Source organism: Acetoanaerobium sticklandii (assembly GCF_000196455.1).
GTDB classification, from domain to species: Bacteria; Bacillota; Clostridia; order Peptostreptococcales; family Filifactoraceae; genus Acetoanaerobium; species Acetoanaerobium sticklandii.
In genome coordinates this window covers 2,154,751-2,169,155 of sequence record NC_014614.1, presented here as the reverse complement: position 1 = coordinate 2,169,155, position 14,405 = coordinate 2,154,751, and the positions used below count along the sequence as shown (strand labels likewise).

Here is a 14,405-nt window from a genome sequence, read left to right as displayed (position 1 = left end):
AGGATAGATGTAATTAATTTTTATATAAAAATAATAACATCTATTTTTTTTGGCAAGCTTATTGCTTCTGTATTTAACTAAATAAGTATGTAATTTTTGGATAAATTAAGGAGGATATTATTATGAATAAAGATGCTTTAAAGAATATGGGATTTGCTACAAGAACTATACATGGTGGATATCAGAAAAATGAAATGGGAGCTTTAGCTACTCCTATATACCAAACTTCTACATTTATTTTCGACAGCGCAGACCAAGGTGGAAAACGTTTTGCTGGAGAAGAAGAAGGTTACATATACACAAGATTAGGAAATCCAAGTAATACTCCTGTAGAAGAAAAGCTAGCACTTTTAGAAGGAGCAGAGGCATGTATGTCAATGGGCTCTGGAATGGGAGCAATCAGTTCAGCTCTTTGGACGGCTCTTAAGGCAGGGGATCACGTAGTTGCAGCAGATACACTTTATGGCTGTACTTTTGCTCTTCTTAGCCATGGTATGCCTAGATACGGAGTAGAGGTTACTTTCGTAGATACTAAGGATCCTCAAAATGTTAAGAACGCAATGAAGCCAAATACAAAGGTAGTTTATTTAGAAACACCAGCAAACCCTACTTTAGATGTAGCTGATATAAGAGCAATAAGCGATATAGCTCACCAGAATGAAGGGTGCTTAGTAATGGTTGACAATACATTCTGTACACCATATATTCAAAGACCAATAGAGCTAGGAGCAGATGTTGTAGTTCACTCAGCGACTAAATATCTTAATGGACATGGAGATGTAATAGCAGGATTCGTAGTAGGAACCAAAGCTTTTATAGATCAAGTGAGATTTTTTGGAGTAAAAGATATGACTGGAGCAGTTCTTAGTCCATTTGATGCTTTCCTTATAGCTAGAGGTATGAAAACTCTTCATATCCGTATGGAGAAGCACTGTGAAAATGCAGTGAAAGTTGCTGAGTTTTTACGTAATCATCCTGCAGTAGATAAAGTATACTTCCCAGGTTTTGAAGATTTCCCACAAGCTGAAATAGTTAAAAAACAAATGAGTCTTCCAGGAGCAATGATTGCTTTTGAAATAAAAGGAGATATCGAAAAGGGTAAAAAGGTTATGGACACTGTTCATCTTTGCGTACTTGCTGTAAGCTTAGGAGACGCAGAAACATTGATTCAGCATCCAGCATCTATGACTCACTCTCCATATACAGCAGAAGAAAGAGCAAAAGCGGGAATAAGCGATGGATTAATCAGACTTTCTGTAGGCTTAGAGAATCCTGAAGATATAATTGCAGATTTAAAGCAAGCCTTAGATGGTATTTTATAAATAGCTAATTAATTTAATATACTTAATTAACAAAAGCCCATAGATTATTATGGGCTTTTTTGCAGGTATGAGAAGAATTTTAAGGATGCTAATGAGCATATATTTACGTAAATTGCAATAATAAGTTGAACTAGTTCTCCATACCTGTAATAACTATTGATAAAATAATTCTCTAATTTGATCTTCAAATGCTTGATCTGGAGTAAGATAGTTTAGTATCTTCCTTGGAAGTGAGTTGCACCAGTTTTGCACCTTGATGATGTTTTTATGTGTATAATCCTTGATTCTTCTTCCTTTAGGAATGAACCTTCTTATCAGACCATTATGACGTTCATTCGTTCCTCTTTCACCTGATGAATAAGGATGTGCAAAATATACCCTTAAATTCGAATATTTCTCCAAAGTACTAAGCCTTGAAAATTCTTGACCATTGTCAGCAGTAAAGCTTTTAAATACCTTAGTATACAAGCTTCCGCATTCTGTGAAGAGCTCATTTAGACTATTCTGAACAGCGTCAGCTGTTTTGGAAGGTATCATCCTTATAATCTGTTTTCTAGTCATTCTTTCAGTTAGTGTAAGAAGCACATTATCTTCCTTGCTCTTACTACCGATGACAGTATCAATCTCCCAGTGTCCAAACTCGCTACGCGAATTGATGATCTCAGGTCTAAGGTCGATACTTGTTCCAAGATTCCTTTTATGAAATCTGATACGCTTACTTTTAGTATCTCTTTTTAGTTTAAATGGAAGATCTACATTTGAGATTTGAAGAAGACCTTTATCAACGTAGTTGTATAGTGTTTTAGCACATACCATATCAGTAGCAGCAAAGCTTTCATTTGTCTTGCATGAACCTACTATTGAATCAAATGAATGCTTATTTTCATAAAAGAGTTTATACACATGCTCGATGAAGTTTTGGCATTTAAACAGTTTGTATTTGCTACCGCAATTCTTCCTGTTCCTTTTATAGATGATATGACCTGTTTCAGCGAAATACGATGATGTAGATTTCCCAGCTTTAATTTGAGTAACAGTTCCTCTTTTAATCTCATTACGTACAGTATTAGCAGATCTATTAATCATTTTAGCAATACGGTAAGGCGAGTAGCCTAAAGAACTTAAAACTTCAATTTTACTTCTTTCAAACTCATTTAAGTGTTTATTCCTTCTGCATATTGGTGTATTATTAGAGTATTCCATAGCTCGCACCTTCCTGTAGTTGGTTATTTTGTGGTGATTTAATTATATTACAGGTTGGAAAGCTATGGAATTTTTTATTGGTTCAATTTGATTTTACAATTAAGCTAACCTAAATGTATTTGATATAAGCTATAGATTTGATATAATAAAAAGACGTTATTAAAAACCAATATATTGGGTAAATTATATATATGATTAATTTATTTGAATTTATTGTTAATACAATAAGGTGTAAAAAAACCATATAATTTTTGATTCTATGGTTTTTATTTTCGAAAAAAGGAGTGTTATTATGAAGTATAAAGGTGTAGGAAGTTTTATTCTCGCCTTTGCAATTTTATTTTCTCCGATATCATCATATGCCGAAACACTTAATCCTCAAATACCAATAGAGAATCAACCAGTATCCACAACTACAGATTCAGCTATAAAGGTTACAATGCCGGAGGAATATATAGGAACAATTAGAATTGCAAATGGCTTAGGTCAGATTTATGATTTTGATGCTACAAAAGTATTTAAGTTTTTACCTAATCCCAGTGGGGGAGTAATGCTTCTTCAAATGGATGAAGTAATATTTTATCAAGAGCTAGAGAACATGAAAAAAGCGCTTAATAAAAAAGGCCAAAATGCTGCGACTAGTATAAATACAAAAGGAGAGCTAGTAGCTATAACACCAGGGGTTCAAGCTATTGAAATGGACATTGAAAAAGCTAAGCAGGATTTGATTATGAAAGTGAGACATCAGGATTTTACTCCTTATCAGCCTGTGTTTAACTACGGACAAGTTCCAAGTAGGACTACTGAAGATATGAAAAAAATAAATTTTATTCTTTCTGAGTTCTCTACTTCTTTTAATTCTAAAGTTGCAGGAAGATCAGAAAATATATCACTGGCTGCCAAAGCAATCGATGGAACTATACTGATGCCAGGAGAAGAATTTTCTTTCAATAAGGTAGTTGGCCAAACTACTCTTGCTAGGGGATACAAAAATGCACCTGTAATTGTGGATGGAGAGTTTGTTGAAGGAGTAGGAGGAGGAGTGTGCCAGGTTTCTACTACTTTGTTCAATTCTGTATTAAGAGCAGGCATGACAGTGACTTCAAGAAGAAATCATTCTCTTCCTGTTGCATATGTGCCTAAAGGAACGGATGCCGCAGTAGCATCTACTTTGGATTTTAAATTTAAAAACACATTAAACAATCCGATTTATCTTCAAGCCTTTGTAGAAAATTCTAAGATATATTTTAGGATTTATGGAAGTCAAGCTGATGATAAAGAAGTAAATATTTCTGTAAAGAAACTGGCAGAAAGAAAGTATGAAATGACAAGAACTGTAAATGGAAGTATACAGGATAAATTCATTTCAAGCTATAGAGAGCCTAAAAAAACCAATTAAATTAAGGCTTAACTAATCAAAGAAATAAACTCATAATATGAAAAATTTGAATGAAAATATTGATTTATGAAAAAAATCCTGTATCATTAAAGCAGGATTTTTTTATGAATTTAGATACTTTAGCTTTATGATATTAGTATAAAGTAAGCTCATATAATGGAGGAGTAAAAGATGATAAGAAGAATTGAAAAAACAGATAAAGAAATATATATGGAATTTGCGAAGAACTTCTATAGCTCAGATGCAGTAGACCATACAGTTCCAGAAAGCCATTTTGAAGCTGCTTATAATGAGTTTTTTAGGTCTTCAGATTATTTGGAAGGGTATATCTTAGAATACGAGTCTAAGCCTGTAGGGTATGGAATAATTTCAAAAACCTTTTCACCAGAAGCTTGTGGAGTAGTAATTTGGATAGAGGAGCTTTATCTTCTTGATGAATATAGATCAAAGGGACTTGGAAGAGATTTCTTCGAGCTTTTAGAACAAAAAGCTAATTCAGAAGGAATAGCAAGACAAAGACTAGAAATATCTCCAAGCAACGAGAGAGCTAAGAAGCTCTATATGAAAATGGGCTTTAAAGAGCTGGATTATAAACAGATGGTTAAAGATTATAAATAAGTATGTTAATAACTAATATTATTATTGTGAAAATAAACGGCTCTGAAACGATCAGGAATATTTGATTTAATTTGTGGATGGAGCTTTCATTAAGGTGGTGTCTATGATAAATTATACAAAACCCAATATGGATATATGGACAGGAAGAATAGATGATGAAAAAAACTACAATGCTTTTAGATGGCATCAGTGGGTTAAGCCTCTTAATCTGATGGATGAGACTATTTCCTTAGATTCAAATCAAGCAGGTGTTGCTTTTATTGGATTTCTTAGCGATGAAGGAGTAAGGAGAAATTTAGGAAGACCTGGAGCTTTAAATGGTCCAAAGAGTATAAGGAAGGAATTATGTAATCTTCCATGTAGTTTTTCATCGAATTTGAAATTGCTTGATGCAGGAGATATTTACTGCGAGGATAATGATTTAGAAACAGCTCAGAAATCGCTAAGCTTAGCAGTATCGAAAATTATGGATATGGGGTTGTTTCCACTTGTTTTAGGTGGTGGACACGAAGTTGCTTTAGGAACCTATATGGGAGTAAAAACCAAAACCAATTTAGGGATTATAAATTTTGATGCTCATTTTGATATTAGACCATATAAAAATGGAGCTTCTTCTGGTACTATGTTCAGACAAATAGCAGATTACTGCAAGCTTAATGAACTTCCTTTTAATTATTACTGCATAGGAATTCAAAAAAGAGGAAACACTATAGAGCTTTTTAATACTGCTGATGCACTGGGGATAGAGTATCTTTTGGCAAAGGACATCGAAGAAGGAGCCTTAGAAGATGCCTTTGCAAGCCTAGATAATTTTATCGAAAAGCAAGAAAGTATTTATGTGACTATATGTAGTGATGTTTTTTCTTCTGCATTTGCACCTGGAGTAAGTGCGGTTCAGCCACTAGGACTTCATCCTAGTAGAGTACTAAAATTCTTTGATAGAATCTTCACTCATAAAAAAGTTATAGCAATGGATATAGCAGAGGTATCGCCACGCTACGACCAAGATAATATAACCTCTAACTTAGCGGCTACCTTTATATTTGCAGCTGTAAATTCTATAGCAAGTAATAACCTAAAGCTGTAATTCAGTAATATAAAATAAAAAATAATAAATACCTCCGAAAAAGAACCTATATTTAACTAGGTTCTCGTTTTGGAGGTATTATTTTAAATAAATCAAAGCTTTAAAAAACTACTTGTAATTTTCCTTAGAAATAATATTAAGAGCCTATTTGCTACTGAACATTATATCCTTTAAGTAAGTCTCTATATAGAAAATCAGAGCCACTGATATGCTTAAATAGCCATGTAATAAGGAATTTTAGCAAATCATTAGTATGTTTAATCTGGTCTTCGTCAAAGCTTGACAAATCTAGCTCTTCTATGTCACTTACAAGCTTGTCATGCTCTGCCTTATGAGTATCCTTGTATTCATAAGAATACTGGTCAAAAAGATTTTCTTCATATTTGAAATGGTAAATAGTATATTTTTTTAAATCATTTATAACAGTTGCAACTTCATCGTAAATATCTACGCCTTGTTTTGCTTCTATTAATAGAGCAGCCATTTTGTTAATTATGTTTACTAGTTCCTTATGCTGGTCATCTATAGACTTGATTCCTAGCTCATACTGTGTTTCCCAACTTATCATTGTAATAACCTCCATTTAGTGTTTTGAATTATAATGTTTATATTAGTAATAAAAAGTATTATCTACTACTCACTTTATTAGATTCAGTTATATAATATCATAAATTGAATCTAAATCGCTGATTTCATAGGTAGGTGAAAATTCAAAAGTATTGCTGATTTTGTTTGGATTGTACCAACAGGTATCGATTCCAAAGTTTATACCACCTTTTATATCAGAAGTTAAGCTATCTCCTATCATAAGTACGGATTTTTTATCGTTGTGATTCATTTTATTCAGAGCATAGCTGAAAATTTCTGGGTTTGGCTTTGAAAGATTGATAGCTTCTGAAATAATTATTTCTTCAAAGTAATGGGCTATGCTAGATTTTGATATTCTATTTTCTTGAACCTCAGTTAAACCGTTGGTAATGATAGCTAGCCTATGAGATTTGGATAGCTTATCAATGATAGCTGTAGATTTTTCATATAGGAAGGATGCCTGCCCTAGATACTTCATATATGTTTTTGAAAAAAGCACCGAGTCATAATCTAAATCTAAGATATCAAAAAATCTTCGAAAGCGTTCTGCCTTAAGTGCATCTTGAGTAATTTTTCCTTGTTCAAATTCTTTCCATATATCGTGGTTCACCTTGTGATATAGAGGTATATGAACGGATTCTTCATAAGCTATATTAAAATGCTTAAGAGATTCTTCAATTGCATACCTCTCTGCTTTTTTAAAATCAAAAAGAGTTTCGTCTGCATCAAAAAGTAATAATTTATATTTCATTTTTACCTCCATTCTTCCATACAAATTATATCATGATAAATTGTTTTTAAAAAATAAATAATTGTTAACTCTGTGGGTATTCTATATAAGAGAACTAATGAGAGGGTGGTGAATTATGTCTAAAAGAGGCAAGTTAATAACACTAATCCTTCTTGTAATAGCTATGATTGTTATTTCTTTTTTAGTGCTACTAGGACTTCCACAGAAAAATATCGAGGAAGATTATCGCTTGACAAACGAGTCTATATCAAAGCAAGAAGAATTTGAGCTTCCTAATCAGAAGAAGCTAAATTTAGATGATATAGATAATGAAACCTTTGAGCGATATATAGATGAAATCACTAATAGCTTCATACATGTTGAGTCTGAAATAGGTACACTAGAGTCAAAATCATGGTATGATGAATATATGGAAATGCAGGTAAAAAGTTATTATAAAGAAGATAATCTATACAAAATCTACGCATATGATAAAAGCATGAATTTCGAGATATATTACTGGGACAATAAGGTGACATTTATCCTAGCCGTACCAACTGAGTATAAGGACCAGAAAAATGAGAATGGTGAAATAATTGGGTATAGAATGTTTTTTGTTGAAAATACAATGATAGCATCTATGGATTTAGATGGAAACTCTGTAGATCCCAAATCTGCGGATTTTAAAACTATGGAGGATTTTGCTTTAAGATTATCTTATTATTTTACACTGATTAATAATAAACCATAGGGGTGGTATTTTGTCAGACATCAATACACTAAATATAAAGGGCTGGGAAGAAGTTTCAGATGAAGCAAAAAAACAACTTGTTTCTAAAGCCCAAATTATAAACTATACTAATGAAACCTTGCTCTATCTAGAGGGGGAAGAGGAAATACCAGTATTTATAGTTTTAAGTGGAAATGCTATACTTTCTAAATTTTCGGAAACAGGAGAAGAAAAAATATTATATATTTTTGGAGAAGGAGAGCTTATAAATGAGCTTTCACTTGATGGTCTAAGAACTTCAAATAGCACTAGAACCCTAAAAAATTCTGTACTTCTCAGTATAAAACCAACTGAGCTTTTAACTCTCATGCTTAAGTATAAAGAACTAAATATATTAGTAATAAAATCTCTTACAAAAAAAGTAAGAAGAACCCAAAGACAGGCTCTTAATCTAGGAAGACTAAAAACTGGACAAAGAATAGCTTCAAAGCTTTGGAAGCTTTCAAGAGATTATGGAATATCACATCCAGAAGGAAGTCTTATAAACCTAGATATAAATAGAACCGATATAGCAGCAATGGTAGGAACCTCCAGAGAAACTGTAAGTAGATTTTTGACTACACTAGAAAAAGCCAAAGTCATATCACTTATAGATAATAAAATAATAATTAAAGACAAAAAAGAGCTATTGAAATATGTGAAAAGCAGTGAATAAAAAGCTATGAATCTCATGAAAGTTGAGATTCATAGCTTTTGTTGTAATAAAGCAAGTTTATCTTAAAGTAAATCTTCACCTTCAGACCAGTCTACTGGGCAAAGTCCCCCTGTTTGTAGTGCTTTAAGTACTCTTAAAGTTTCATCTACACTTCTTCCAACATTCAAATCGTGAACTACACTGTATCTAACAACACCTTGAGGGTCTATTATAAATAATCCTCTTAGAGCAATTCCTTCTTCTTCGATAAGTACACCGTAATCGCTTGCAACCTTTTTAGTAAGGTCTGCAGCTAGAGGGAAGTTTAGCTTGCCTAAATCTGAGTTTATCCAAGCTTTATGTGAATGCTCACTGTCTATACTTACACCAAGTACTTCAGCGTCCATACCTTTAAATGCATCGTATTTTTTTGAATATCCTGTGATTTCTGTAGGGCATACAAATGTAAAATCTAGGGGATAAAAGAAAAGTACAAGCCATTTGCCTTTATAGTCATCAAGAGAAACTCTTCCAAATCCACTACCGTCTCCTAGTGCTGTTGCCATATTAAATGATGGAGCTTTCATTCCAACTATTCTTTCCATTGTAAATTCCTCCTATAAAATTGATTTATTTTAGTAGTATTTCTTAACCTGTTTAGAATTATATCATAAATGTAATGATTACAAAAGAAGTTTTTTATTAAATTGATATAAAAATTCATTTGAGCGTTTTATTTGAAATTAAAATTGATAAGAAAATTTTTCAATACCGCTATATAAAAGATGAAATCTAGCAAATTTTATGTATTTGGAGCTTATATTGTGATAATTATCACAGAAAGATATTTTTTTAAGTGATATTGTATCGTTAGATGATTAACAAACGATTAATGGGTATATTTATGAAAGTAACAGGAAAAGATTACCAAAGATTTAAATCACGAGGAGGGAAACTATGAGCTATAAGATTAGTAATTCAAAGTTCAATGAAATCCTTGAAAGGCTTTCTAATGACTATGAAATCTATGCGCCAGTTAGAATTAAAGGCAGAGGAAGATTTTCAGACACAGATAATATCAGATATCAAAAAATATCAAAGGTAGAAGAAATAGAATACAAAGAAAAATCGAGATTTTCTGCAAAGGAAATACCTTTTCCTGCAACAGAAACCATTTTTAACATAGTTGGAGAGCAGTTACTTGAGCCACTAGTTAAAAATAGAAAGTTTTTAGTATTTCTAAGATCATGTGATATTCATGCTATGGATAAACTAGATTCAATTTTTCTGAAAAATGGAGATGTTCAAGACCCTTATTACAAAAGAAAAAGAGATAATATTAGCTACATAGTAATGGGATGTAATAAAAGCTTTGAAAATTGCTTTTGCGTAAGTATGGGAACAAATAAAACTGACAACTACTCAATGGGTATAGGTTTTGAGCAAGACTCAGTAAAGCTAGAAGTAAAAGACTCAATATTTTTTGATTACTTTAATAACCTTGATAAAATTGATTTTAAACCAGATTTTGTTGAGGAAAACGATATAGTTGTAAATCTTCCAGATGGCGAAAAGATTGACACTAGCTTATTTAACGATGAAATGTGGGAAGAATACGCAAAGAGATGTATTGCCTGTGGACGCTGTAATTTTTCCTGTCCTACATGTTCATGCTTTACTACTGTAGATATAGCTTATGATGACAACGTGGACAATGGAGAAAGAAGAAGAACCTGGGCTGGATGTCACGTTGATAAGTTTACGGATATGGCTGGCGGACACGTGTTTAGAAATGATTATGGCTCTAGAATGAGATTCAAAACTATGCATAAAATATATGATTTTAATAAAAGATTTGGAAGTCATATGTGTGTAGGTTGTGGCAGATGTGATGACCAGTGCCCAGAGTATATATCATTTTCAAACTGTATTAACAAAGTAACTAAAAAAGTAAACGATACTATCAAGGAGGGATAAAATGAATCCATATATTCCATTTCCAGCAGAAATAATTAAAATTAATCAGCAGACAGACATAGATTATACATTCTTTGTAAAATCAGATCTAAAGGTTAGAAGTGGTCAGTTTGTTCAGTTATCCATTCCTAGAGTAGGAGAAGCGCCAATTTCAATTAGTGATTTTGGTGATGGCTATATAGAGATGACTATAAGAAAAGTTGGAAAAGTTACTGATGAATTATTTGAAAAAAAACCAGGTGATTTTATATATTTAAGAGGACCTTATGGCAACGGATTTAGAGTTGAAGATAATTTTGGCAAGGATTTAATATTAGTAGTAGGTGGAACTGGCCTAGCACCAGTAAAAAACCTTATAAACTACTATTACAACAATCTTGATTCACTTAATAGCTTTAGACTTATTGTTGGATTTAAGTCTATGAAAGACAGACTTTTTGTACCTGAACTAGCAAAATGGGGAGAGAAATTCCCAGTCAATGTAACTCTTGATAGACCAGAAGAAGGATGGTTTGGAAGTACAGGCTTTGTTACTGAGCATGTTCAAAAAATGGTAATAAAGGATATTGCAAAAACTCATGTAATTATAGTAGGACCACCTCCTATGATGAAATTTACTGCACTTGGCTTCCAGCAGATAGGCATGCCAAAAGAACAGATTTGGATGTCCTTTGAAAGAAAGATGTCATGTGGACTAGGAAAATGTGGACATTGTAAAGTAGATGAAACCTATGTCTGTCTTGAAGGTCCGGTTTTCAGATATGATAAAGCTATCAAACTAGTAGATTAGGAGGGGTAAGGATGCTTGATTTAAATACTAAAAAAATAAAAAAGAATGCATTTCGTATCACAAAACATAGAGGAACTACCTCTCTAAGAGTAAGAATTCCAGGTGGAGAGCTTGATGCAGATATTATGCCAATACTTCATGATATAGCCAAGAAATATGGAGATGGCAAGATGCACATCACTATAAGACAAGGTTTTGAAATAACAGGAATAAGGTTTGAGGATATGCCTGAAGTCAACAAAATGATAGAGCCTGTAATTCAAAAGCTTGAGGTTGATAATGGTGTAGAAATCGGTGAACCAAATAAAGGATATCCAGCAGCAGGAACTAGAAATATATCAGCATGTATTGGAAATAAGGTCTGTCCATTTGCAAACTATAATACTACGCAGCTTGCAAAGAGAATCGAAAAAGCAATATTTCCTCATGACCACCACTTTAAAGTTGCCTGTACAGGATGTCCAAATGACTGTATAAAAGCTCACATGCAGGATTTTGGAGTAATAGGTACGGCAAAGGTTGAATATGACTATAGTCAGTGTATAGGCTGTGAAGCCTGTGTTAAAAACTGTAAGATTAGAGTTACAGGAGCTCTTTCTATGAAAAATGGAAAGGTAGTAAGAGACGAAAGAAGATGTGTAGGATGTGGGGAATGCGCTCTTACTTGTCCAACTCAGGCATGGAGCCGTAATCCACAAAAATACTACAGACTGGTTATAATGGGAAGAACAGGAAAGAAAAATCCTAGAATAGCTAGAACCTTCTTAGAGTGGGTAGATGAGGACACAATAGTAAAGGTTATCAAAAATACCTATGCCTTCGTAGATGAATATATAGATAGAAGCCTTCCGAAAGAGCACGTAGGCTATATAGTAGACAGAGCTGGCTATCAGAAATTTAAGGAATATGCTCTAAAGGACGTAATTCTTCCTAAAGGGGCAAAGGTAGCTGAATATATAGATTTTGGTGGCTACAAATATGAAAGAGACGCATTTATGATAGAAGCTGAGTAAAAAAGAAAAATAATATATAAAGCACTGTAAATAAAATGATTTCAGTTTTTTTAACCTAGACGAGACACCTTTGGATTTTTAATCTGAAGGTGTTTTATTTGATTTTGAAATGTTGATTTATGGTATAATTAATTAGAAATTAAGTAATTTAAATATAATTAACTAAGGAGAGTAATTATTATGAAGCTAATTTCTTGGAATGTTAATGGAATAAGAGCTTGTGTCAAAAAAGGCTTTTTAGAATATTTTGATGAAGTAGAGGCAGATATTTTTTGCATACAAGAGACAAAACTTCAAGAAGGACAAATAGATTTGATGTTAAATGATTATGAGCAGTATTGGAATTATGCAGAGAAAAAAGGCTACTCAGGAACTGCAGTATTCACTAAAATAAAACCAATTTCTGTTGCTTATGGAATAGATATAGAGCATCACGATACAGAAGGCAGAGTAATAACCTTGGAATACGATAACTTCTATCTTGTTAATGTATACACCCCAAATGCTCAGCCAAAATTAGCTAGACTTGAATACAGAATGCAGTGGGAAGACGATTTTAGAAGATATTTAAATGATTTAGATGAAAAGAAACCTGTTATAGTTTGTGGAGATTTAAATGTAGCTCACAATGAGATAGACCTTAAAAATCCTAAATCAAATAGGAAAAATCCTGGATTTAGCGATGAAGAAAGAGGGAAATTCACTAATCTATTAGACAGTGGATTTATTGATTCGTTTAGATTTTTCTATCCAGATGCTACTGAAATGTATACGTGGTGGTCATATAGATTCAACGCCAGAGAGAATAATGCAGGCTGGAGAATTGACTATTTCTGTGTATCAAACAAACTGAAAAACGAGCTAAAAAATGCTGAGATTCATATGGATATTCTTGGCTCTGACCATTGTCCAGTAGTGCTTGAAATATTTTAATCTAGGAGAGATAAAATGAATAATGAATTAAATGACTTTTTTGAAGTAGATATAGCTACCCTTAATCCTACAAATAAACTATATTATTTTAATCCATACATGATAGAGGCAAGTTCTAATATAGTAGCTATACTTAAGGATAAAGAATTTTATAAAATTGTACTTGATGAAACTATATTTTATCCAGAAGGTGGAGGGCAACCCAGCGATAGAGGAGAAATAGAAGAAATACCAGTTTTTGATGTAAAAGAAAAAGATGGTATAGTGTATCATTATGTAAATGAGCTTCCGAAAAATTCAAAAGTTAAATCTAAAATAGATTTTAATAGAAGATTTGATTTTATGCAGCAACACTCTGGAGAACATGCTCTTTCTGGAGTGATACTAAAATTATTTGGTGGAGCTAACAAGGGTTTTCACATTGGAGAACAATTTGTAACTATAGATATCAATATAAAAGATATGACAGAAGAGATGCTTATTGAGGCAGAAAATGAAACCAATAGATATATTTTTGAAAATCAAAAAGTAGACCAGATAGTTACAGACACAGAAGGCTTAAAAGCATATCCAATAAGAAAAGAAATAACTGCTGAGGAAGATATAAGGGTGGTATCTATGGGAGAAGCTGATTGCTGTGCATGCTGCGGAACTCATGTGAGAAATCTAGGAGAAGTGGGTATAATAAAAATAATAAAAGCAGAATCGTATAAAGGAATGACTAGGATTTCTTTCCTATGTGGATATAGAGCCCTAAACGATTATAAAGAAAAAAACGATATTATTAAATCATTAAAAAAGGAACTTTCATCAGAAGAATCAATGATTTTGACGAAGGTACAAAAACAAAGAGAGGATATATCTGCTTTAAAGAAGCAAAGTGATATTATAAGAAAAGATCTTGCAAAAAATATTTCACTTAATATAAAGGCTGATGAAACAATAGCTATTATTTTTGATGATGTAGACTTTCTTACACTAGTACATATAGAGTCTATTTTGCTTGAAAAATCAAATACAGTTATTCTTGCAACTACAGTTGATAATAAGATTACTGCTGTGACAAAAAATGATGCCATAAATCTGGGACAGTTTTTTAAAGAAAATATAAAATCCTATAATGGAAAAGGAGGAGGTTCAAAAGATAAGGCACAAGGAAGCTTTGAAACTAAAGAAGAGATAATTGCTTTTTACACTAGCTTGATGTCAAAGATTGTCAATTAATCGTAATAGGTAATTAGTCCCTTTGGACCTATAAATTTATTTTTATGCCCAATTTAACATAGTACTATTGACTAGGATAATTTCTAGGTGTATAGTT

General features: G+C 32.5%; 15 protein-coding genes. 11 read left to right on the top strand and 4 right to left on the bottom strand.

The features are described from left to right. Window positions 1-122 precede the first annotated feature (122 nt). Window positions 123-1,322 carry a methionine gamma-lyase gene (gene megL / locus CLOST_RS10285; RefSeq protein WP_013362251.1) on the top strand — a complete coding sequence of 400 codons (1,200 nt, stop codon included), beginning with the start codon at window positions 123-125 and terminating at the stop codon, window positions 1,320-1,322. A gap of 153 nt (window positions 1,323-1,475) precedes the next feature. On the opposite strand, the gene CLOST_RS10280 is transcribed toward megL, so the two are convergent. Beyond that, window positions 1,476-2,525: an IS30 family transposase gene (locus CLOST_RS10280; protein ID WP_013362250.1), complete on the bottom strand. Its 1,050-nt coding sequence runs from the start codon at window positions 2,523-2,525 to the stop codon at window positions 1,476-1,478. A gap of 292 nt (window positions 2,526-2,817) precedes the next feature. Between CLOST_RS10280 and CLOST_RS13620 the strand changes: the two genes are divergently transcribed. The 3 genes from CLOST_RS13620 to hutG all read left to right on the top strand — a co-directional run bounded on the left by CLOST_RS13620 (window position 2,818) and on the right by hutG (window position 5,629). Beyond that, window positions 2,818-3,924, top strand: a complete 1,107-nt coding sequence (locus tag CLOST_RS13620) for a VanW family protein (RefSeq protein ID WP_013362249.1) — start codon at window positions 2,818-2,820, stop codon at window positions 3,922-3,924. A 171-nt stretch (window positions 3,925-4,095) separates the two neighbouring features. After that, window positions 4,096-4,542, top strand: coding sequence for a GNAT family N-acetyltransferase (locus CLOST_RS10270; protein ID WP_013362248.1), 447 nt, complete (start codon window positions 4,096-4,098; stop codon window positions 4,540-4,542). Between the two features lie 103 nt (window positions 4,543-4,645). Then, a complete protein-coding gene (hutG, locus tag CLOST_RS10265) occupies window positions 4,646-5,629 on the top strand; it encodes a formimidoylglutamase (protein ID WP_013362247.1) in 984 nt (327 codons plus the stop codon). A 151-nt stretch (window positions 5,630-5,780) separates the two neighbouring features. Here the strand turns inward: hutG and CLOST_RS10260 are convergent, their stop codons facing one another. Next, window positions 5,781-6,197 (bottom strand): bacteriohemerythrin, encoded by a 417-nt coding sequence (locus tag CLOST_RS10260; protein WP_013362246.1) that lies wholly within the window; start codon window positions 6,195-6,197, stop codon window positions 5,781-5,783. An 87-nt stretch (window positions 6,198-6,284) separates the two neighbouring features. Further along, entirely contained in the window at window positions 6,285-6,968 is a 684-nt protein-coding gene (locus tag CLOST_RS10255; RefSeq protein WP_013362245.1) for a YjjG family noncanonical pyrimidine nucleotidase, read from the bottom strand. A 115-nt stretch (window positions 6,969-7,083) separates the two neighbouring features. On the opposite strand from CLOST_RS10255, the gene CLOST_RS10250 reads away from it, so the two are divergent. Then, entirely contained in the window at window positions 7,084-7,698 is a 615-nt protein-coding gene (locus CLOST_RS10250; RefSeq protein ID WP_013362244.1) for a hypothetical protein, read from the top strand. 10 nt (window positions 7,699-7,708) lie between these two features. Continuing rightward, on the top strand, window positions 7,709-8,392 hold the full coding sequence (locus CLOST_RS10245) for a Crp/Fnr family transcriptional regulator (RefSeq protein WP_013362243.1): 684 nt from the start codon (window positions 7,709-7,711) through the stop codon (window positions 8,390-8,392). 62 nt (window positions 8,393-8,454) lie between these two features. Here CLOST_RS10245 and CLOST_RS10240 read toward each other — a convergent pair whose 3' ends face one another. Beyond that, window positions 8,455-8,976 (bottom strand): peroxiredoxin, encoded by a 522-nt coding sequence (locus tag CLOST_RS10240; protein WP_013362242.1) that lies wholly within the window; start codon window positions 8,974-8,976, stop codon window positions 8,455-8,457. Between the two features lie 352 nt (window positions 8,977-9,328). Between CLOST_RS10240 and asrA the strand changes: the two genes are divergently transcribed. From asrA to CLOST_RS10215, 5 genes are all read left to right on the top strand, one after another. Then, window positions 9,329-10,348, top strand: coding sequence for an anaerobic sulfite reductase subunit AsrA (gene asrA, locus CLOST_RS10235; protein ID WP_013362241.1), 1,020 nt, complete (start codon window positions 9,329-9,331; stop codon window positions 10,346-10,348). Window position 10,349: 1 nt separating this feature from the next. Continuing rightward, window positions 10,350-11,138 (top strand): anaerobic sulfite reductase subunit AsrB, encoded by a 789-nt coding sequence (gene asrB, locus CLOST_RS10230; protein ID WP_013362240.1) that lies wholly within the window; start codon window positions 10,350-10,352, stop codon window positions 11,136-11,138. A gap of 11 nt (window positions 11,139-11,149) precedes the next feature. Further along, on the top strand, window positions 11,150-12,151 hold the full coding sequence (gene asrC / locus CLOST_RS10225; RefSeq protein ID WP_013362239.1) for a sulfite reductase subunit C: 1,002 nt from the start codon (window positions 11,150-11,152) through the stop codon (window positions 12,149-12,151). Between the two features lie 180 nt (window positions 12,152-12,331). After that, window positions 12,332-13,084: an exodeoxyribonuclease III gene (locus CLOST_RS10220; protein WP_013362238.1), complete on the top strand. Its 753-nt coding sequence runs from the start codon at window positions 12,332-12,334 to the stop codon at window positions 13,082-13,084. A gap of 15 nt (window positions 13,085-13,099) precedes the next feature. Continuing rightward, window positions 13,100-14,308 carry an alanyl-tRNA editing protein gene (locus tag CLOST_RS10215; RefSeq protein WP_013362237.1) on the top strand — a complete coding sequence of 403 codons (1,209 nt, stop codon included), beginning with the start codon at window positions 13,100-13,102 and terminating at the stop codon, window positions 14,306-14,308. Window positions 14,309-14,405: the final 97 nt, after the last annotated feature.